Origin of the sequence: Pseudomonas fakonensis (assembly GCF_019139895.1) — a bacterium.
Classification (GTDB): domain Bacteria; phylum Pseudomonadota; class Gammaproteobacteria; order Pseudomonadales; family Pseudomonadaceae; genus Aquipseudomonas; species Aquipseudomonas fakonensis.
Window position 1 is genome coordinate 2,824,036 of sequence record NZ_CP077076.1, and the last position, 21,250, is coordinate 2,845,285.

The window sequence follows — 21,250 nt, forward strand, 5'->3', positions numbered from 1 at the left end:
AAACTCCCAGTACACTGCGCGTTCCAACCCCAACATTCGTTGCTTTCGAGGTTCTGCATGACGCTCAGTCCTTTGGCAGGCAAGCTGGCTCCGGCCAGTGTGCTGGTCGATATCCCCCGCCTGCTCACCGCCTACTACACCGGCCGCCCCGATGCAGCCGTGGCGGCCCAGCGCGTGGCCTTCGGCACCTCGGGCCACCGGGGCAGCTCGTTCGACCTGAGCTTCAACGAGTACCACGTGCTGGCGATCACCCAGGCCATCTGCCTGTACCGTCAAGAGAAAGGCATCGACGGCCCGCTGTTCATCGGCGCCGACACCCACGCGTTGTCTGCCCCGGCCGCTGCCAGTGCCCTGGAAGTGCTGGCCGCCAACGGCGTGCAAGTGGCGTTGAGCAAGGATGACGAGTACACCCCGACGCCTGCGGTGTCCCACGCCATCCTTTGCTATAACCGCGGCCGCCAGCAGGGCCTGGCCGACGGCATCGTCATCACCCCGTCGCACAACCCGCCGCAGAGCGGCGGCTTCAAGTACAACCCGCCCAACGGCGGCCCGGCCGACAGCGACGTGACCAAGTGGGTCGAGGCCAAGGCCAACGAACTGCTGGCCGCAGGCCTTGCCGGTGTCAAGCGCATGGACTACCAGCAGGCGCTCAAGGCCCCGACCACCCACCGCCATGACTACGTCACCAGCTACGTCAACGACCTGGAAAGCGTCATCGACTTCGAGGTGATCCGAGGCGCCAACCTGCGCCTGGGCGTCGACCCGCTGGGCGGGGCAGGGGTGCGCTACTGGTCGGCCATCGCCGAGCGCTACCAACTGAACCTGGAAGTGGTGAACACCGAAGTGGACCCGACCTTCCGCTTCATGACCGTTGACTGGGACGGGCAGATCCGCATGGACCCGTCCTCGCCCCACGCCATGCAGGGCCTGATCGGACTGCGCGAGCGCTTCGATGTGGCCTTTGCCTGCGACCCGGACCACGACCGCCACGGCATCGTCACCCCCGACGGCCTGCTGCAGCCGAACAACTACCTGGCCGTGGCCATCGATTACCTGTACCGCAACCGCCCGCAATGGCGCAGTGACGCTGCCGTGGGCAAGACCGTGGTTTCCAGCGGCCTGATCGACCGGGTGACCCAAGGCCTGGGCCGCGCGCTGTACGAAGTGCCGGTGGGCTTCAAGTTCTTCGCCCAGGGGCTGTTCGACGGCTCGTTGGGCTTTGGTGGCGAGGAGAGCGCGGGTGCTTCGTTCCTGCGCCGTGACGGTTCGGTCTGGGCCACCGACAAGGACGGCCTGATCCCGGCGCTGCTGGCCGCAGAGATGACCGCCCGCACTGGCCGTAACCCGAGCCAGATCTACGCCGACCTGACCGCCAAGCTGGGCAAGCCCTACGCCACCCGCGTCGAGGCCAAGGCCGATGCCCGGCAAAAAGCCCTGCTGAGCAAGCTGGCGCCGGAGCAGGTGAAGTCCACCGAGCTTGCCGGCGAGCCGATCGAGCAGATCCTCAGCCACGCGCCGGGTAACGGCCAGGCCATCGGCGGCCTGAAGGTGATGACCGCCAATGGCTGGTTCGCCGCGCGGCCGTCCGGCACCGAGGACATCTACAAGATCTACGCTGAAAGCTTCATCGACGAGGCGCACCTGGCGCGGCTGGTGCAAGAAGCACAGGTACTGGTGGACGCGGCGATCGCCTGATCGGCCACTGGCTTTATCGCGGGGCGAGCCCGCTCCCACGTTGGCATTGGGTCCAGCGTGGGGGCGGGCTTGCCCCGCGATGCTTTTGGCTGTCCTGTTGATGGAACGATCCATGCCAATGCAGCTATCTACCGCCTGGTTGGCTTCGCCGTTAAGGTGATATCCATCCAAGAGGAGCCAGTTCATGAAAAACATCCAGGGTATCCACCCTAGCCCCCACGCCCATTGGGTAGGCGACGGCTTCCCGGTGCGCAGCCTGTTCACCTACGACCATCTCGCCCGGTACATCAGTCCGTTCCTGCTGCTGGACTACGCCGGCCCCTACGCATTCAGCCCTACCACCGACCGCCGTGGCGTCGGCCAGCACCCGCACCGGGGTTTCGAGACGGTAACCATCGTCTACCAGGGCGAGCTGGAGCACCGCGACTCCACCGGCGCTGGCGGCCTGATCGGCCCAGGCGACGTGCAATGGATGACCGCCGCTGGCGGCATCATCCACGAGGAGTTCCACTCCCCGGCGTTCGCCCAGAGCGGTGGCACGCTGGAGATGGTGCAGTTGTGGGTCAACCTGCCGGCCAGGGACAAGCGTGCTGCGGCGGGCTACCAGACCTTGCTGGCCAGTGATATCCCGGTGGTGAGCTTTGAGGGTGACGCCGGCAGCCTGCGGGTGATCGCCGGGCGTTACCAGGAGCAGCAGGGGCCTGCCCGCACGTTCACCGACATGGATGTGTGGGATATGCGGCTCAAGGCCGGGGCCAGCCTGCAGCTGCCTGTGGCTGCTGGGCGCAATGCCGCGCTGGTGGTATTGCGTGGGCGCTTGCGGGTTAATGCCGGGCGCGAGGCGGGGCCGGCGAGCCTGGTGCTGTTCGAGCGTGAAGGTGACGAGGTGCAGGTCGAGGCGCTGGAGGATGTCAGTGTATTGCTGCTCAGTGGTGAGCCGATCGATGAGCCGATCGTGGGTTATGGGCCGTTTGTGATGAACAGCCAGGCTGAGATTGCCGAGTCGTTCGATGACTTTCATGCGGGGCGGTTTGGGGTGATGGGGGGTAGTGAGAGGGGGCCGGCTCACTGATTTCAATGCCGTTCGGCGGGGGTGGTCTTTCTGCGTTACTTGTAGGAGCCGGCTTGCCGGCGATGGCGTTTGTGCAGGAGGCTTAAGTTTTGTGTTGTACGCTGTTGATCTGTTGATCTGTTGATCTGTTGATTAGTTGGTTGGTTTTGAAAGTTGTATGCGCATTCATTATTTGTAGTGACGCTTATTCACCTTTCCGCCCTTACGGCGGCTCACTTTTTGAAGCATCAAAAAGTAAGCAAAAAATGCTCGCTCCATTCATCCGGCCCCTGCGCTTCGCTCCGGGGTACCCTCACTCCGGGCTTGCTCCGGGGGTACGCGCCGACGGGCCGTCCCTGGCCCGATCGGCGCTCGACCGGCATCCATGCCGGTCGCCCCCCTACGCAATCCCTGCGTTCGGCCTCCTGAAGTCGCGAAGTTAGGGGCGGCGCCTGTGCTGGCGCAGCTAACCGCTAGTTGAATTTGTGGGACCTCAGGATTGCAATCGCCGGCAAGCCGGCTCCTACAGGGTTACGCGTTATCCAGAATTAACGCGCTCCACTGTAGGAGCCAGCTTGCCGGCGATAGGGCCCGAATAAACAACACATCAATAACAATGAAACCCTCATCCCAGCTCTTGATCTGGCTCTTGATCTGGCTCTTGATCTGGCTCTTGATCTGGCTTCTAAGCGCGCGATAGCTCAGGCAACACAAATCGCGACTTCAGGAGGCCGAGCGTAGGGATTGCGTAGGAGGGCGACCGGCATGGATGCCGGTCGAGCGCCGATCGGGCCAGGGACGGCCCGTCGGCGCGTACCTCCGGAGCAAGCCCGGAGCGAGGGAACCCCCGGAGCGTAGCGTAGGGGGCCGGATGATGGGAGCAGACGGTTTTGCTTACTTTTGCCACGACAAAAGTAAGCCGCCGTAAGGGCGGAAAGGTGACGAAAAGCCTCTATCGTCAATGAATGCGCATACATCTCCGAAAGCAATCACCATGGACTACGAACCCGAACCCGAACCCGAACCCGAACCCGAACCCGAACCCGAACCCGAACCCGAACCCGAACCCAGCCTCTGCCCCCAAATTCCCGCAGGTGTTGGTGGAGTCGCCGTGCTCATGGCTGGCACTGCGCCTGTTGCGCTCAAACGGGTTGCAGCTGGTTGAGGCGCCACCCGGGCACGATGGGCTATTCGATCAGGTCGGCCGGGCGCTGCTGCCCTCGACGCTGGTTGCTGGTGAGGGCGGACATCGATACCTCCGGGTGGCTGGGGAGGCAATCGATTATGCGAGCGGGAGGAGGGGATAAAAGGTACAGATCCGGGCAAGAATGCGGCCCAGCCTGGCAAACCTGGTGGTTGCCATGTGGGAGCTTGCCTGAACTCTCAAAATCGACACGATCCCTGTAGGAGCGGCCTTGTGTCGCGATGGGCCGCACAGCGGCCCCAGAATTTGCGAAATGCCGCAATCCCCGGGACCGCTATGCGGTCCGTTCGCGACACAAGGCCGCTCCTACAGGGCCGAATCAAGTGTGACTCAGCAGCCCGCAAACATCAGTTGCGATCCAGCCACACCGTCTGCGCATTGGTGAACTCACGCACACCAAAGTGCGACAGCTCGCGCCCGAAGCCGCTCTTCTTCACCCCGCCAAACGCCACGCGGGGGTCAGAGGCGCAGTAGCCGTTGATGAACACGCCACCGGTGTCCAGTGCCTCGGTCATACGTTCGGCCAAGGCATAGTCGGCGGTGTAGATGGTCGAGGCCAGGCCGAATTCGCTGTCGTTGGCCAGTTCCACCGCATGCTCGGCATCGCGGGCGCTGATGATCGCCGCCACCGGGCCGAACAGCTCCTGCTTGAAGGCAGTCATGTCGGGGGTAACGTTGGCGAACACGGTGGGCGCATAGAAGTTGGCCACGCCTTCGACCTTGTGCCCGCCCAGCAGCAGCGTGGCGCCTTCGGCCAGGGTTGCCTGGACCTGGCCGTCAAGCTCGTCACGCAGGTCGTAGCGGGCCATCGGGCCGATATAGGTGGCGTCTTCAAGCGGGTTGCCGACCGTTAGCGCGCGGGTGGCCTCGACGAACTTGGCAGTAAACGCTTCGACGATGCTTTCTTCGACGATCAGGCGCTTGGCCGCAGCGCACACCTGGCCGGTGTTCTGGTAACGACCAATTACGGCGGCTTTCACGGCGGCATCCAGGTCGGCGTCAGCCAGCACGATGAACGGGTCGGAACCACCCAGTTCGAGCACGCATTTTTTCAGCGCGGCACCGGCCTGGGCACCAATGGCCATGCCGGCGCGCACGCTGCCGGTCAGGGTCACGGCAGCAATACGCGGGTCGTTGATGGCGCGGGTAACGCCCTCGGGGGTGACGTTGAGCACCTCGAACACGCCCTCAGGCAGCCCGGCGCGCTTGAACAGGTCGGCCATCAGGTAGGCGCTGCCCATCACGTTGGGGGCGTGCTTGAGCACGTAGGTGTTGCCCGCCAGCAGCGCCGGGATGGCGCCGCGCAGTACCTGCCAGACCGGGAAGTTCCACGGCATCACCGCCAGGATCGGGCCCAGCGGGCGGTATTCGATACGGGCTTTCTCGACCTGGGTCGGCTCCGGCGCGAGCATCGCCGGGCCGTGCTCGGCGTACCACTGGCACAGGCCGACGCACTTGTTCACTTCGCCACGGGCCTGGCTGATCGGCTTGCCAATCTCGCGGGCGATCATCTGCGCAAAGGCTTCGGCGTTGGCCTGCAGGGCATCGGCCACGGCGTTCAGGTACTCGCTGCGCTGACCCAGCGACACCTTGCGCCACTGGTTGTAGCCAACCTTGGCGCGTTGCAGCGCCGCTTCCAGTGCGGCGTCGGTGTCGAAGGCATAGTGGCCGATCTGCTCGCCGGTGTAGGGGTCGACGGAGATGGCGTGGGTCAGGCTGCTGATCTCGCTCATGGCGGGGTGCTCTGTTGTTATGAATCGGTGAGCCCAGACTAGTGGTGGCGCGCTTTAATGAAAACTGAATAATAATGAGCGAAACATTCACGTTTGGAGAATGACCGTGGACCTGGTGCAACTGGAAATCTTCAAGGCCGTGGCCGAGCATGGCAGCATCAGCGCCGCCGCCCAGCATATCCACCGGGTGCCGTCGAACCTGACCACTCGTATCAAGCAGCTCGAAGAAGACCTGGGCGTGGAGCTGTTCATCCGCGAAAAGAGCCGCCTGCGCCTGTCGCCGGCGGGCTGGAACTTCCTCGAATACACCCGCCGCATTCTGGAGCTGGTACACGAGGCGCGCCTGACCGTAGCCGGCGAAGACCCCCAGGGCACCTTCGCCTTGGGCTCTCTGGAAAGTACTGCTGCGGTGCGCATCCCGGCTTTGCTGGCGGCCTATAACCAGCGCTACCCCAAGGTCGACCTGGACCTGTCCACTGGCCCGTCCGGGACCATGCTCGAAGGGGTGTTGTCTGGCCGCCTGGTGGCCGCGTTCGTCGATGGCCCGGTGTTGCACCCAACCCTTGAGGGCATGCCGGTGTTCGAGGAAGAGATGACCGTGATCGCACCGCTGAACCACCCCCCGGTCACCCGCGCCCGCGACGTCAACGGCGCGAACATCTACGCCTTCCGTGCCAACTGCTCGTACCGCCACCATTTCGAGAGCTGGTTCGTCCACGACCAGGCAGTGCCCGGCAAGATCCACGAAATGGAGTCGTACCACGGCATGCTGGCGTGCGTCAGCGCCGGCGCAGGCCTTGCGATGATGCCGCGCAGCATGCTCGACAACATGCCCGGCTGCAGCACGGTCAGCGCCTGGCCCATGGCCGAGGACTTCCGCTACCTGAAAACCTGGCTGGTGTGGCGCCGGGGCACGGTATCGCGCAGTTTGAGCATGTTCATCAAGCTGCTGGAGGAACGCCAGGCTTGAGGCCCGCGTCCCTGTAGGAGCCGGCTTGCCGGCGATAGGGCCGGTATCGGCGATACAAGCGCAGGCCTTGACGCATGGCCGCTGGCCCCATCGCCGGCAAGCCGGCTCCTATAGGGCGATTGAATGCTGGCAAAACACTTTCATCTTTGTTGCTGATTGGCCGATACTTCGGGAAGTATTACAACTTGTGACCACCAGGATGCGGTGGTGTGCAGGCGCATAACGAGGGGCAAAAGCCCCCACCCGTGAAAGACCATCAGGAGAAGTCATAGATGAAAACCCGTCTTGCCAGCTCGCTGGCCGCTGCTGTGCTGGCGCTTGCCGGGGCCTGCTCGGCCCAGGCCGCCCAGGTGTCCGGTGCCATGGGGGCCACCAGCCAGGGTGACATGACCTACCGCATCGGCCTGTCGTTCGACTGGGACAAACGCTGGCTCGAAAGCAACACCGGTTTCGTCACCGGTTACTGGGATGCTGGCTACACCTACTGGGAAGGTGGCGACTTCAGCGGCGCCCACTCGCTGTCGTTCAGCCCGGTGTTCGTCTACGAGTTCAGCGGCTTTACCTATACCCCGTACATCGAGGCCGGCATTGGCCTGGCGGCGTTCTCCAAGACCGATGTGGGCGACCAGCGCCTGGGCTCGTCGGTCAACTTCGAAGACCGCATCGGCTTCGGCCTTAAGCTGCCGGGCGAGCAGAAGGTCGGGCTGCGCCTGATGCACTACTCCAACGCCGGCATCAAGCAGCCCAACGACGGCATCGAGTCGTACTCGCTGTTCTACAGCAAGGGCTTCTAAAGGTGTCGATCCCCCTGTAGGAGCCGGCCTGCCGGCGATCACCGGCGTAGCCGGTGCCGAGTTCATCGCCGACAAGCCGGCTCCTGCCGTCAGCGCACCGCCTTGATCGCCAGCACGTTGCACAGCGGGTGTTCCAGCACATGGCTGGTGGTCCCGCCCAGGAAGGTGTGCAAGGCATCATGCCGGTGGGTGCCCATGACGATCACATCCACCCGGCTGTGGCTGATGTAACCGGCAATTGCCTTGATGGCCAGGCCCTCGAGAAAGTGCCGACGTTCCAGGTCGACCTGGTGGTGGTCCCCCAGGCGGTTGAACGCTGCCCGTTGCGCCGTGCGCACACCGGCGTCAAAGCCCGGCATGGTCACCGTGCCGGCGCCAAAGTCGGCGATATGGGTCCTGGCCGCGTCGCACACGTGCAGCAGGTGCAGTTCGGCGTTGCATTGCAGGGCCAGTGCGTGGGCGCTGCGGATTACCTGGTCGTCCAGCTGTTCAGCGTTGCCATGATGGTTCAGGTCCACCGCGGCGGCGATCTGCCGCGGCAGCGGCAGGCGGATCTCGCTGACCAGGTGCACCGCCACCGGGCTGTCCTTGAGCAGCTGCCAGTCCAGCGGGGTGACCAGCAGGCGCTTGAGCACCGGCTCGTGCTGCACATCCTTGACCAGCAGGTCGCAGCCCAGGCGTTCGGCTTGCTGCAGCACGCTGCCCAGCGGGTCGCGGGTCAGCAGCAGTTCGGTGGACACATCCAGCCCGGTGCTGCGCAGCTGTTCGGCCTCGTCGGCCAGCCACAGGCGGTTGTGCGCCAGCAGGCGCTCGCGTTCACGGCTGTCGCCCATCAGGCCGAAGGTGTCGACATCGTCGACGAAGACGTTCAGGTCCAGCAGTGCCCCGCTGGATTCCGCCAGCGCGGCGGCGCGCTGCAGGGCAGGGGAGTGGCGCATCTGCGGGCCGAGCATGACCAGCAGGCGTTTGAACTGGCTCATCGCACACCTCCACGTGTGGCAGCCCCCCGGTTCTTGGCAGATGCTCCAACCCCCTAGGAGCACCTTGAACAGTCTAGCGCCCAGTGCGCTCAGCGCGTGTGCCGCCTAATACTTTTGCCAGTTTTAAGCGCACGGGATGAGCCTTACAGTCTCCGGCAGACCTCAATGGAGCGGATGCCATGAAGAACATTTTCTACCAACGACAACACCCAGTAACGCACGTGGATGCCGACGCGCAACTGCGCTATGTCTACGCTGCCGGGCAGGCCTTCGCAATGCGTTCAAGTGCCCAGGGCACCGACGCCAGCCTGCTGAAAACAGATCAGGCTGCTACCGTGCTTGCGGTGCATCAGGGGCTTTTGCTGCACACCCAAAAATTCGATGCGTACGGCTACATGTGCGATGCGCGGATGCCGCTGGGGTTCAACGGGCAGGTAGTCGATCGGTTGACTGGCGGTTACTTGCTGGGTAACGGCTATAGGCTGTATGCCCCGGCCTTGAAGAGGTTCCTCCGTGCCGATCAACACAGTCCATTTGGCAAGGGCGGTATCAATGCCTACATGTATTGCGCTGCTGACCCTGTCAATCGAAGCGATCCTTCAGGGCGTATGTGGCTATTTAGAAGAGGATCCTTGAGTTCAAGCGCTTCTGGACTTGCAAACAGGCGGGGCAGCCTACCAAGCCCGATTAGCGCTTCCCGTCAAGCTTCCCCTCCCGCAAACCCCATGACTTCGATGGCTCGCGAGATCGCAGGCAACCAGCTCGACAATCTATTGCAGGCACCTTTCAATCGTGCCTACTACGAAACTGAAGCTCCCGTAGACTTCTGGCACGCACTGATGCAAAAAGACAACCTCAACAGACAGCAATTTGATGTGCTTATGTCAGTCAGGGAATATGCCTTGCGGGAATCTGGGGCGGCCTGGCAGATATCAGTGCAGCTCGGGCTGCCAACGCAGAGCAGATGGCGTGTGAATGTGCGCGCTGCGATAAGCGGGCCTGACTTTGCAACGAATTTCAATTCGAGAATGAGCAGTTTGTATAGCCTCTCTGCCGAGGAAGCTTTTGATCATGCATCCCGCGCGCTAAATAACTATGTGCGACCCCCCATGAATTGGCCTGTACTGAATGATGCTGACGCCATCCGGCGCGAAGTACGTTAGCGAGTGTCAATTCCGTTAAACATGAAGCGTAGCTTTGCGCATTAGCGGCGGTTGCCAATAACCGCCGCCTGCCCGTTTAAGTTCGGGCTGCGTAACCCTGAATTAGCCTCGATCGAACGATTTATAAGGTGTAGTGCTTCAACTCACGCGCAATCAACATGCGCTGGATCTCGCTCGAGCCTTCGTAAATCTGCGTGATCCGCGCATCGCGGTAGTACTTCTCCACCGGGTAGTCCTCAAGGTACCCATACCCGCCATGCACCTGGATGGCCATCGAGCACACCCGCTCGGCCATCTCCGAGGCGAACAGCTTGGCCTGGGAGGCCTCCGACAGGCACGGCTTGCCGGCCGTGCGCAGGCGCGCGGCATGCAAAATCAGCAAGCGCGCGGCGTTCACCTGCACCTGCATGTCGGCCAGCAGGTTGGCGATGCTCTGGTGTTCGTTGATCGGCTTGCCGAACTGGATGCGCTCGCGCGAATACTGCAGCGCCGCTTCGAATGCCGCCCGGGCGATGCCCAATGCTTGAGCGGCAATACCGATACGCCCGCCTTCGAGGTTGGACAGGGCAATGGCCAGGCCCTTGCCGCGCTCGCCCAGCAGGTTGGCAGCCGGAATGCGGCAGTTGTCCAGGGTTACCGCGCAGGTGTCCGAGGCGCGGATGCCCATCTTGTGTTCGTTGCGGTCCACCTTGAACCCCGGGTTGTCGGTGGGCACCAGAAAGGCCGACAGGCCCTTCTTGCCCAGCTCCGGGTCGGTCACTGCGAAAACGATGGCAAGCTTGGCCCGGCGCGCGTTGCTGACGAACTGCTTGGCACCATTGATCACCCAGTGACCGTCCACTAGCTCTGCGCGGGTGCGCAGGTTGTGCGCCTCGGAGCCGGCTTGCGGCTCGGTCAGGCAGAAGCAGCCGATGGCTTCGCCGCTGGCCAGCTGCGGCAGCCAGGCCTGCTGTTGTTCGGGCGTGCCGTAGGCCAGCAGCGGCCCGCAGCCCACCGAGTTGTGGATGCTCATCATCGCCCCGGTGGCGCCGTCGCCGGCGGAAATCTCTTCAACCGCCAGGGCGTAGGCCACGTAGTCGGTGTAGCTGCCGCCGAACTGCTCGGGCGCGACCATGCCCAGCAGGCCCAGCTCGCCCATCTTGCGTACCACGTTGTCGTCGATCCAGCCGGCCTTTTCCCAGGCCTGGGCGTGGGGTGCGATCTCGCCGCGGGCAAAGTCCCGGGCCATGTCGCGGATCATGATCTGTTCTTCGCTCAGTTCCAGGTCTTGCATGCAGGTGCTCCCGGCCTTACAGGCCTTCGAAGAATTGCTCGACGCGCTGGCGGGTCAGGGCGGCGAGGGTTGGCGGGTTCCAGCGCGGCTGCTTGTCCTTGTCGACGATCAGCGCACGCACGCCCTCGATGATGTCGCCATGCTCGAACCACTGGCGGTCCAGGTGCAGCTCCATGGCGAAGCAGTCCTCCAGCGCCAGGTGGCGGCCGCGGCGCAGCAGCTCGAGGGTTACGGCCATGGCCAGCGGCGAGCGGGTTTCCAGCAGGTCGGCGGTGGCCAGTGCCCAGGCATGGCTGTCGCCGATGGCCACCGCACGCAGTTGCTCGACGATGCTGGGTACATCGGGCAGGGCGAAGAAGTGGTCGATCACCGGGCGCAGGCTGGCCAGCGGTGCGTCGTCCAGCACCTGGGTGCCAAGGGTGGCCAGCAAGCCCTGCAGGTCCTTGAGCGGGTAGTCGCCGAACTGCAGGTGGTCCAGGCCTTCGTCCAGTGCTGCCAGGCGCTCGCTGCCCACGTACCAGTCGGCCAGGCCGCAATACAGCGCATCGGCGGCCTTGATCTGGGCGCCGCTGATACCTAAGTAAATGCCCAGTTCGCCCGGTATGCGCGGCAGGAAGTAGCTGCCGCCGACATCGGGAAAGTAGCCGATACCGGTTTCAGGCATGCCCAGGCGGCTGCGCTCGGTGACGATGCGCAGGTCGCAGCCCTGGGCCAGGCCCATGCCGCCGCCCAGGGTGAAGCCGTCCATCAGCACCAATAGCGGCTTGCGGTAGCGATGCAGGCACAGGTCGAGGGCGTATTCCTCTTCGAAAAAGGTGTGGTGCAGGTGTTCCCCGGCCTTGTGGCTGTCGTGCAGCGAGCGGATGTCGCCGCCGGCGCAGAAGCCCTTGGGCCCCTCGCCGCGCAGCATCACCGCGTGCACCTGGTCGTCCTGCGCCCAGCGGTGCAGGTGGCGCTGCAGGCTGCGCACCATGTCCAGGGTCAGGGCATTGAGGCCGGCGGGGCGGTTGAGGGTGAGGTGGCCGATGTGGTTGCGGACTTCGGCCAGTACATGATCCGTTGCCGAAGGTTGAGCGTGCGCGGTCATCGCGGTCTCCCTGCTTTGTTATTGATTTCCAAGGGCAAGCCTGGAATGCGCGGGCGGATCGCTGGATCCTGTCATGCGTATTTGCCTTGCACAATTGGCAAATCTGCAGGGCGTTGCTGCATTTTTGCCTTGAGTGCAAGGGCCAGGCTGGTGGTGCCACTCTAACCCTGTGACCACGGCAGGCAAACTTTGCTGCATGTATGTCAAGGCTGGCGCCGTACTTGTAGGAGCCGGCTTGCCGGCGATAGGGCCCTCAACCCTGATGCAAATCTACCCGCCAGGCCCGCCAGCAAGGGGCTGATCGTCCTGCCACCCCCCACCCAGCGCGGCATACAGGTTCACCTCGGCCACCAGCTGCGCCAGGCGGTCGCCGATCAGCCCCTGCTGGGCGCTGAACAGCTGGCGCTGGGCATCGAGGAAGGTCAGGCTGCTGTCCACCCCGGTGCGGTAGCGGTTTTGCGCCAGGTCGTAGTAGCGCTGGCTGGCTGCCACCAGGTCGCGCTGGGCCTGCAACTGGCGCTGGTAGGTGGCGCGCGCCGCCAGGCCGTCGGCGACTTCCTGGAACGCCCCCTGGATGGCCTTTTCGTACTGCGCCACCTGGATATCCTTCTGCAACTTGACGTAGTCCAGGCTGGCGCGCAGGCTGCCGGCATTGAACAGCGGCAGGCTGACCTGCGGCTTGAACAGCCAGGTACCCGAGCCTGCCTCGAACAGCCCGGCCAGTTGCTGGCTGCTGGTACCGGCATTGGCGGTCAGGCTGATGCTCGGGAACAACGCTGCCCGCGCCGCGCCAATATTGGCGTTGGCCGCTTGCAACTGGTGCTCGGCCTGCAGGATGTCCGGGCGGCGCTGCAGCAGGTCCGACGGCAGTCCGGCCGGCAGCGGTGCGATCTGTTCGCTGGCCAAGGCCAGCCCGGGCAGGCCATCGGCGATGGGCCCGGCCACCAGCACGCCCAGCTGGTTGAGGTCCTGGGCCACCAGGCGGCGGTAGCGCGCCACTGCGGCGCGGGTGCTGTCGACCCGGGTCTGTGCCTGGATGCGGTCCAGCGCCGACAAGGTGCCGGTGCGCACCTGGCGGGTGGTCAGGCGCAGGCTGTGTTCGTCGGCGGCCAGGGTATCCTCGGCCAGCGCCAGCAGTTCCTGGTCGGCGCGCCAGGTGAGGTACACGCTGGCAACGCTGGCCACCAGGCTCAGTTGCGCGGCGCGGCGCGCCTCTTCACTGGCCAGGTAGGTTTGCAGCGCCTGTTCGCTGCTGCTGCGCAGGCGCCCGAACAGGTCCAGCTCGTAGGCACTGACGCCCAGGGTGACCGCCTGGGTGCTGCTGATCGCACCGCTGCCGGTGCCGGTCATGCGCCGCGGCAGGTACTGGCGCTGGCCGCTGCCGTCGAGGCTGACACGGGGCAGTTGTTCGGCGCGCTGAATGCGGTACTGGGCGCGGGTTGCCTCGGCATTGAGCAGCGCCACCCGCAGGTCACGGTTGTTGGCCAGGGCGGCGTCGATCAGCTGGCGCAGCGCCGGGTCGTGGAACACCGCCTGCCAGTGCTGGGCGGGCGGGGTGGTCGATGCGGCCGGGTAGGCCGGCCCTTGGGGGTACTGCACAGGGACCGGGGCCGCCGGGCGCTGGTAGTCCGGGGCCAGGCTGCAGCCGGCCAGGGTGGCGGCCAGCAGGGTCAGGGTGAATCGGTGCATTGCAGGCTTCCTTGCGATGTCAGGCCCCCGCCATCCAGCGGGCCAGCCCGTGGCGGCCACTGACCCCCAGCTTGGCGGTGGCGCGCTTGAGATAGGTTTCCACCGAACTGTTCTTGACGTTCAACTGCTGCGCCATTTGCGGCACCGTGCCGCCGGTCAGCAGCCCCAGGCACACCTCCTGCTCGCGGCTGGACAGGCTGATGGCGCCGCGCGCCAGGCGCTCGCCAAAGGCGGCGCGCAACGAGGCCGCCTGGTTGTCGGCCAACTGCGGGTCGTTGGCAGGCAAGGCCTGGGCCCGCAGGGCATGGTGCTCGACCAGCGGCAACAAGGTGTCGGACAGGCTCTTGAGCAACGACAGCTCGGCCAGGGTGAAGGCCCGCTGGCAAGGGCGGCGCTGGCAGCAGATCACCCAACGTCGCTCGCCACGGCACGACACCAGGTTGCACTGGTGTGCACTGTGCGGTTGCTGCGGGCGCCCCAGCGGCGCGCTGATCTGGATCAATACCGGGTCGTGCATCTGCATCACACTCTGCAGCAGCGCTTCGGGCGCAGGCAGCGGCGTGCAGGCGCCTGCGCTACCCAGGGCGCGGATGTGCTCGATGCGTTGCTGGCGGGTGTCGAGGGTCCATTCGCTGAGGTCCAGGCGCTGCATCGGCACCAGTTGCTCGAGCAGCTGGAACATCTGCCCGGCAAAGTCCTGGTCGCCGCTGCGGGCCACCAGCTCGCCCAACTGTAAATAAAGCTGAGGGGCAGGGCGGCGGGCGAGGTTGTCGGTCAGTCTCATGGTGGTGTCTTCCTTGATTCGGGGCGTTCTGCGGGCGGTCTCGTGGTCGAGTCCTCTCCTTGGGTAAGTGGGGTGGCGCTATTCAAGCCCCCAGCCTTGCCGGTGTCTGTCATGGAAAAGGGGGACAGAAAATGCCACGTCGGCGGCAAACCGTTGCACCACCGCTAAACCGGCTGGGGCGCTGAGCTTGGTGCAATGCCAGCCAATTGACGCCAAAAAGCCCCGCTTTGGCGGAATTTGCCCACTGCGGGCTGCCAGGTAGGCCATGCCCGACAGTCTGCTGTAGCGATTCTCCTACAAGAAAATCAGTAACTTGGCCCCAGGCGCGGTTGTCCGGGTTTCAGGGGCCATACAGCCACCAAGGCCGGTGCTTGAATCCGCGGACGATCATTCGCAAGGACGCGCCACCCCCATGTCTGCCACCGACACCTACCCCCTGACCACCGCCCAGCGCGACATCTGGCTGGACCAGATCAGCCGTGGCGACTCGCCGCTGTACAACATCGGTGGCTACATCGAGCTCGACGGTGCGCTCGATACCGCGCTGCTGGGCCAGGCCCTGGCGCACCTGGTGGCACTGCATGACGGCCTGCGTACGCAACTGCTGCCGTGCGCGGCCGACGGCCTGCCACGCCAGTGTTTCGAGCCCACGCTCACCCTCGGCCTGCCGCTGCTCGACCTCAGCACCGAGGCCGACCCCGAGGCTGCCGCCCGGCAACTGATGCGCCAGCGCATGGCGCAGCGCTTCGACCTGTACGGTGGCCCCCTGGCGCGTTTCTTCCTGGTCAAGCTGCAGCCCCAGCGCCACCTGCTGGCCGGCCAGGCCCACCACCTGATCATCGACGGCTGGGGCTTCGACCAGCTGTTCAGCCAGTTGGGCCAGTACTACGGGCTGTTGCAGCAGGGCCAGCCCTTGCCGGCCACGGCGCCGTCGTACCGCGCGTTCATCCATGACGACGTCGCCTACCAGGCCTCGGCGCGCCACGCCCGTGACCGCACCTACTGGCTGGCCAAGTACCAGGCCCTGCCTGAGCCCCTGGCCCAGCGCAAAAGCCTGGCCCCGGCCACTGCCGACACCCCGAGCCAGGCCCTGGACTTGCCGTTCAGCAGCGACCTGCTGGCCCGCATGCAGGGCCTGGCCGGGCAGTTGAACGCCTCGGCGTTGCATGTGCTGCTGGCGGCACTGCACGTGTACTGCAGCCGGACCTGGCAACGCGATGAATGGGTGGTCGGGCTGCCGGTGCGCAACCGTGGCAACCCAGGCTTCAAGGCCACCTTGGGCCTGTTCACCCAGGTCAGCGCCCTGCACATGGGCTTTGGCCGCCAACTGGGCTTTGCCGAGCTGGTGCAGGGCATTCGCGACAACCTGCGCCAGGACTACCGCCACCAGCGTTTTGCCTTGAGCGAACTCAACCGCGCCCTGGGCCTGCTGCGCGAAGACCGCGGCCAGCTGTTCGAGCTGAGCGTGTCGTTCGAAGAAGACGGCAACGCGCTGCGCTACGGGCCGATCGAAGGGCGCAGCGTGAAGGTCAGCAGTGGCCACGAGCCGACCCCGCTGGCCCTGCACCTGCGCAGCAACCGCCACACCGGCCAGGCCTGGCTGCACCTGGTGTACAACCTGGCTTGGTTCAGCCAGCAGGAGGCCCAGGCCCTGGCCGATCGCCTGCTGCACATTCTCCACCAGGCCCTGGCCAACCCGGCACTGGCGGTGGCCGGTTTCGACCTGCCGACCGCTGCCGAGCACGCAAGGCTGCAGGCCTGGGGGCAGGGGGCAAGCACCCAGGCAACCCCGCGCTGCGTGCATCAGCGTATCGAAGCGCAAGCCGCGCACACGCCCCAGGCCATCGCCGCCTGGCACGAAGGGCGCAGCCTGAGCTACGCCGAGCTGAACGGGCGCGCCAACCACCTGGCCGAACGCCTGATCGCCCTGGGCGTGCTGCCCGAGGAGCGCGTGGCGATCTGCGCCCGGCGCGGGCTGGACACCCTGGTAGGCCTGCTGGCAGTGCTCAAGGCCGGTGCAGCCTATGTACCCCTGGACCCGGCACACCCCCGCGAGCGCCTGGCCTGGCTGCTGGAAAACTGCGTCCCCAAAGTGCTGCTGAGCCAGATCGGTATCGACCTGCCGGCCACTGCGGTGCCGCGCATCGACTTCGACCCGTGCGCCCCGACCGTGGCAGACAACCCTGTGGTGCCAGGCTTGGGCCCGAACAATTTGGCCTATGTCATCTACACCTCCGGCTCCACCGGCCTGCCCAAGGGCGTGATGGTCGAACATTGCATGCTCGACAACCTGGTCGACTGGCATTGCCGGGCCTTTGCCCTGAAGGCTGGCGAGCAGGTGTCGTGCCTGGCCGGCTTCGGTTTCGATGCCATGGCCTGGGAGGTCTGGCCAGCCCTGTGCGCCGGCGCCACCTTGCACCTGGCCCCGGTGCGTGAAGGCGCCGAGGACATCGAGGCCTTGCTGCGCTGGTGGCGCGCCCAGCCGCTGGACCTGAGTTTTCTGCCAACGCCGGTGGCCGAGCACGCACTGGCCCAAGGCGACGACCACCCGACCCTGCGCACCTTGCTGATCGGCGGCGACCGCCTGCGCCAGCTCAAGCGCAACCCGCGCCACGCCCTGGTCAACAACTACGGCCCCACCGAGGCCAGCGTGGTGGCCAGCTACGGCGCCTTGCACGCAGGCGCGCCGCTGCATATCGGCGGCCCGGTGGACAATGCCCGGCTGTACGTGCTCGATGCCTGTCAGCGCCTGCTGCCACCGGGCGTGCCCGGCGAGCTGTACGTGGCCGGCGCCGGGGTCGCCCGGGGTTACCTGGGCCGCCCCGACCTTACCGCCGAACGCTTCCTCGACGACCCGTTCCACGCCGGGCGCATGTACCGCACCGGCGACCTGGTGCGCTGGCAGACTGACGGCACCCTCGAGTACCTGGGGCGCAACGACGACCAGGTGAAGCTCCGCGGCGTGCGGGTGGAGCTGGGGGAAATCGAGGCAGCCCTGGCCAGCCACCCGGCCTTGCAGGAATGCGTGGTTCTGGTTCGCCAAGGGCAGCTGCTGGCCTGGTTCATTGCCCAGGGCGAGGTGACGCCACGCCAGTTGCACCAGCACCTGGCCGAGCGCCTGCCTGTGGCGCTGCTGCCCAGTGCCTACCAGGCCATGCCGGCCTGGCCCCTGACCGCCAACGGCAAGCTCGACCGCCAGGCGTTGCCTGCCCCCGGCAGCGAGGCCTGCATCCGCCACGCCTATGCCGCCCCCGAAGGCGCCACCGAGCAACGCCTGGCGGCGCTGTGGGCCGAGTTGCTGGGGGTGGCCCAGGTGGGCCGGCATGACCACTTCTTCGAGCTGGGCGGCCACTCGCTGCTGGCGGTACAACTGATCGAACGCATGCGCGCCGAAGGCCTGCATGCCGACGTGCAGGTGCTGTTCGGCCAGCCGACCCTGGCCAGCCTGGCCGCCGCAGCCAGTGCTGCGCCTACCCAGCGGGTGCCGGCCAACCGGGTACCTGCCGGCTGCCAACAGCTGACCCCCGAACTGCTGGTGCTGACCACCCTCGAGCAGGGGGATATCGACCGTATCGTCGCCGCAGTACCGGGCGGGGCCGCCAACGTGCAGGAAATCTACCCCCTGGCACCGCTGCAGCAGGGCCTGCTGTACCACCACATCACCGATACCCGCGACCCCTACCAGCAACAGGCGCTGTTCAGTTTTGCCAGCCGCGAGCACTGGCAGGCCTTCGCCCAGGCCCTGCAACAGGTGATCGCGCGCCACGATATCCTGCGCACCAGCCTGGCCTGGGAGGCCCTGGCGCAACCCCAGCAAGTGGTGTGGCGCCACGCCGAGCTGCCGGTGCAAGAGCTGGTCGCAGGCGTTGATGCCGAGACGCGTCTGCGCGCTGCCTGCCAACCTTTGGACTTGCGCCAGGCCCCCTTGCTGGCCCTTGGCGTTGCCGAGGATAGCCAACAGGGCCGCTGGCTGGGCCTGCTGCGCTTCCACCACCTGGTCAACGACGCGGTGTCCCTGGGCTTGCTGATGGCCGAACTGCGCGCGTTCATGGCCGGGCAGGGCGCCGACCTGCCGGCGCCGGTGCCATACCGCAACTTCGCTGCGGCCCACAATGCGGCAGGCCGCGAGCAACAGCACGAAGCCTATTTCAGGCAGATGCTCGGTGACCTCGAGGCGCCTACCCGGGTGCTGGGTGTAGACGGCCTGCCTGCCGACCCCGATGCCCTGCAAACCCTCGATCAGGCGCTGCCGCCTGCCTTGGCCCAGGCCCTGCGCGCACTGGCACGCAACCACGACGTCAGCCTGGCCAGCCTGTTCCACCTGGCCTGGGCCCAGGTGCTGGGCTGCCTGTCGGGCAATGACGAGGTGGTGTTCGGCACCGTGCTGCTCGGCCGCCTGGCCGCAGGCGAGGGCGCTGACCGGGCCTTAGGGATGTTCATCAATACCCTGCCGCTGCGGGTGCGCCTGGCCGGCCTGAACCTGGGCCAGGCCCTGGCCCGTACCCATGAAGGGTTGGCCGGGCTGCTGGCCCATGAAGACGCACCGCAGGTGCAGGCCCAGCGTTGTAGCGCCTTGCCTGCCGGCATGCCGCTGTTCGACAGCCTGCTCAACTACCGCCAGGGCGCACCGCACGGCCAGGCCGCCTTGCCCGGTGTCGAGCTGCTGCAGGCCAGCGAAGTGGTCAGCCAACCGCTGATGCTGGCCGTGGACGACCATGGCGAGGCCATTCAGTTGAGCCTGCGGGCCCCGCGCACCCTGGGTGTGGCGCGATTGCAGGCGTGCCTGCTGGGCACTCTCCAAGGCCTGCTGGAGCACGGCACGCAACGCCCGCTTGAGCAGTTGTGCAGCGTGCCGGCCGAAGAGTTGCAGCAATTGCTGGTTGGTTTGAACGCCACCGACGATGCCAGCAGCCCGGTCGAGCAGACCTGGCCTGCGCTGTTCGCCGAACAGGTGCGGCGCAGCCCCGACGCCGTGGCCGTGCAGGCCGGCGAGCAGTGCCTGAGCTACCGCCAGCTCGATGCACAAGCCAACCGCCTGGCCCACCAGTTGCGGGCAATGGGCGTGCAGCCCGACAGCCGGGTGGCGATCTGCGTCGAGCGCGGCCTTGCGCTGATGGTCGGCCTGCTGGGCATCCTCAAGGCCGGCGGCGCCTATGTGCCGCTGGACCCCGGCTACCCCGACGAGCGCCTGCGCTACATGCTCGCCGACAGCGCGCCCCAGGTGCTGCTGGTGCATGGCGCCACCGCCGGCCTGCTAACGGGCAGCGGTGTGGCCACCCTTGACCTGGACCACGACGGTTGGCAGCAACAACCTACTGACGCACCTGTAGTGCCTGGCCTGCACGCCGGCAACCTGGCCTACGTGATCTACACCTCCGGCTCCACCGGCACGCCCAAGGGCGTGATGGTCGAGCACCGCGGCCTGTGCAACCTGATGCACTGGGGCACCGGCCTGTGCCCGCCACGCCCGGGCGATGCGCTGCTGCAACGGGCGCCGTTCAGCTTCGACGGCTCGGTGTGGGAGCTGTTCTGGCCCCTCAGCGCCGGCCTGCGCCTGGTGCTGGCGCGCCCCGACGGCCACCGCGACCCGGCCTACCTTGCCGGGCTGATCGAGGCGCAGGGGGTGACCTGCGTGAAATTCGTGCCGGCCATGCTGCAGCCGTTCCTCGACGTGGAGGGCGTAGAACGCTGCACCCGCCTGCGCGACATCTTCTGCGGCGGCGGCGAGCTGACCCTGGCCATGGCTGCGGCGGTGCGCGCGCGCCTGCCGTGGGTGCGCCTGCACAATGTCTACGGCCCCACCGAAGCCACCGTCGACAGCACCGCCTGGACCCTCGAGCCCGAGCAGCCGCTGCCGGCCAGCGCGCCGCCGATCGGCCGGGCGATCTGCAACACCCGCCTGTACCTGCTCGATGCTCACGACCGCCCTGTGCCGTTCGGCGCGGTGGGCCAGTTGCACATCGGCGGGGTCGGCGTGGCGCGCGGCTACCTTGGCTTGCCGGCATTGCAGGCCGAGCGCTTCATCGCAAGCCCCTTCGTCGCCGGCGAGCGCCTGTACCGCACCGGCGACCTGGCGCGCTACCGCGCCGACGGCGAGCTGGAGTTCCTCGGCCGCAACGACTTCCAGCTCAAGTTGCGCGGCCTGAGGGTCGAGCCTGGCGAGATCGAGGTACAACTGGCCAGCTACCCCGGGCTTGAGCAAGCAGTGGTGTCGATGCACGACGAGCGCCTGGTGGCCTGGTTCACCTGCCGCCCTGGCCACACCGCACCAGGGCTCGAAGCGCTGCGCAGCCATATGCTGGCGCGCCTGCCCGACTACCTGGTGCCCTCGGCCTTCGTTGCCCTGCACGCCTGGCCACTGAGCCCCAACGGCAAGGTCGACCGGCAGGCGTTGCCAGCGCCTGGCCCGGCCTCGGTGATCAGCCGCCAGTACCAGGCGCCGCAAGGCGAGCTGGAAACCGCCCTGGCGCAGATCTGGGGCGAGGTGCTGCGCATCGAGCAGGTGGGCCGCGACGACAACTTCTTCGAGCTCGGCGGCCATTCGCTGCTGGCCGTCAGCCTGGTGGCGCGCATGCGCCAGGCCGGCCTGCATGCCGACGCACGCAGCCTGTTCAGCCAACCGACCCTGGCCGGCCTTGCCGCCAGCACCCAGCTGCAGGCGGCTCGCGTGGAGGTGCCGCGCACCACCATCCCGGGCCTGGCCGCCCGCCGCCGGCTTTGAGCCCGACCTGAACGACCTTGTGGGGGGCGTAGGAGCGGGCTTGCCCCGCGATAGCGGTGGCGGCTCTGCCATCGTCATCGCGGGGCAAGCCCGCTCCCACGGTCCT

General features: G+C 66.2%; 12 protein-coding genes. 6 read left to right on the forward strand and 6 right to left on the reverse strand.

Annotated features, from left to right (window positions below; all coding sequences use genetic code 11):
- Positions 1-57 precede the first annotated feature (57 nt).
- A complete protein-coding gene (gene pgm, locus KSS94_RS12705; protein ID WP_217843311.1) occupies positions 58-1,695 on the forward strand; it encodes a phosphoglucomutase (alpha-D-glucose-1,6-bisphosphate-dependent) in 1,638 nt (545 codons plus the stop codon).
- A 184-nt stretch (positions 1,696-1,879) separates the two neighbouring features.
- The gene (locus KSS94_RS12710) at positions 1,880-2,767 is read left to right on the forward strand and encodes a pirin family protein (RefSeq protein WP_217843312.1); all 888 of its coding nucleotides are present in this window, start codon (positions 1,880-1,882) and stop codon (positions 2,765-2,767) included.
- Between the two features lie 1,530 nt (positions 2,768-4,297).
- Here KSS94_RS12710 and KSS94_RS12715 read toward each other — a convergent pair.
- Positions 4,298-5,683, reverse strand: a complete 1,386-nt coding sequence (locus KSS94_RS12715; protein WP_217843313.1) for an aldehyde dehydrogenase family protein — start codon at positions 5,681-5,683, stop codon at positions 4,298-4,300.
- Positions 5,684-5,789: 106 nt separating this feature from the next.
- Between KSS94_RS12715 and ptrR the strand changes: the two genes are divergently transcribed.
- Both ptrR and KSS94_RS12725 read left to right on the forward strand, forming a co-directional pair.
- Complete coding sequence (gene ptrR, locus KSS94_RS12720) at positions 5,790-6,653, forward strand: putrescine utilization regulator PtrR (protein WP_217843314.1); 864 nt, start codon at positions 5,790-5,792, stop codon at positions 6,651-6,653.
- A gap of 272 nt (positions 6,654-6,925) precedes the next feature.
- Positions 6,926-7,447 (forward strand): acyloxyacyl hydrolase, encoded by a 522-nt coding sequence (locus KSS94_RS12725; RefSeq protein WP_217843315.1) that lies wholly within the window; start codon positions 6,926-6,928, stop codon positions 7,445-7,447.
- A gap of 89 nt (positions 7,448-7,536) precedes the next feature.
- Here KSS94_RS12725 and KSS94_RS12730 read toward each other — a convergent pair whose 3' ends face one another.
- A complete protein-coding gene (locus KSS94_RS12730) occupies positions 7,537-8,427 on the reverse strand; it encodes a universal stress protein (protein ID WP_217843316.1) in 891 nt (296 codons plus the stop codon).
- Between the two features lie 179 nt (positions 8,428-8,606).
- Between KSS94_RS12730 and KSS94_RS12735 the strand changes: the two genes are divergently transcribed.
- Positions 8,607-9,590, forward strand: a complete 984-nt coding sequence (locus KSS94_RS12735; RefSeq protein ID WP_217843317.1) for an RHS repeat-associated core domain-containing protein — start codon at positions 8,607-8,609, stop codon at positions 9,588-9,590.
- 121 nt (positions 9,591-9,711) lie between these two features.
- Here the strand turns inward: KSS94_RS12735 and KSS94_RS12740 are convergent, their stop codons facing one another.
- From KSS94_RS12740 to KSS94_RS12755, 4 genes are all read right to left on the reverse strand, one after another.
- Complete coding sequence (locus tag KSS94_RS12740) at positions 9,712-10,863, reverse strand: acyl-CoA dehydrogenase family protein (RefSeq protein WP_217843318.1); 1,152 nt, start codon at positions 10,861-10,863, stop codon at positions 9,712-9,714.
- Between the two features lie 16 nt (positions 10,864-10,879).
- Positions 10,880-11,950: an enoyl-CoA hydratase/isomerase family protein gene (locus tag KSS94_RS12745; RefSeq protein WP_217843319.1), complete on the reverse strand. Its 1,071-nt coding sequence runs from the start codon at positions 11,948-11,950 to the stop codon at positions 10,880-10,882.
- A gap of 270 nt (positions 11,951-12,220) precedes the next feature.
- Positions 12,221-13,639 (reverse strand): efflux transporter outer membrane subunit, encoded by a 1,419-nt coding sequence (locus KSS94_RS12750; protein WP_217843320.1) that lies wholly within the window; start codon positions 13,637-13,639, stop codon positions 12,221-12,223.
- A gap of 19 nt (positions 13,640-13,658) precedes the next feature.
- Positions 13,659-14,423 (reverse strand): helix-turn-helix transcriptional regulator, encoded by a 765-nt coding sequence (locus tag KSS94_RS12755; RefSeq protein WP_217843321.1) that lies wholly within the window; start codon positions 14,421-14,423, stop codon positions 13,659-13,661.
- 412 nt (positions 14,424-14,835) lie between these two features.
- Between KSS94_RS12755 and KSS94_RS12760 the strand changes: the two genes are divergently transcribed.
- The gene (locus tag KSS94_RS12760; protein ID WP_217843322.1) at positions 14,836-21,144 is read left to right on the forward strand and encodes a non-ribosomal peptide synthetase; all 6,309 of its coding nucleotides are present in this window, start codon (positions 14,836-14,838) and stop codon (positions 21,142-21,144) included.
- Positions 21,145-21,250 lie beyond the last annotated feature (106 nt).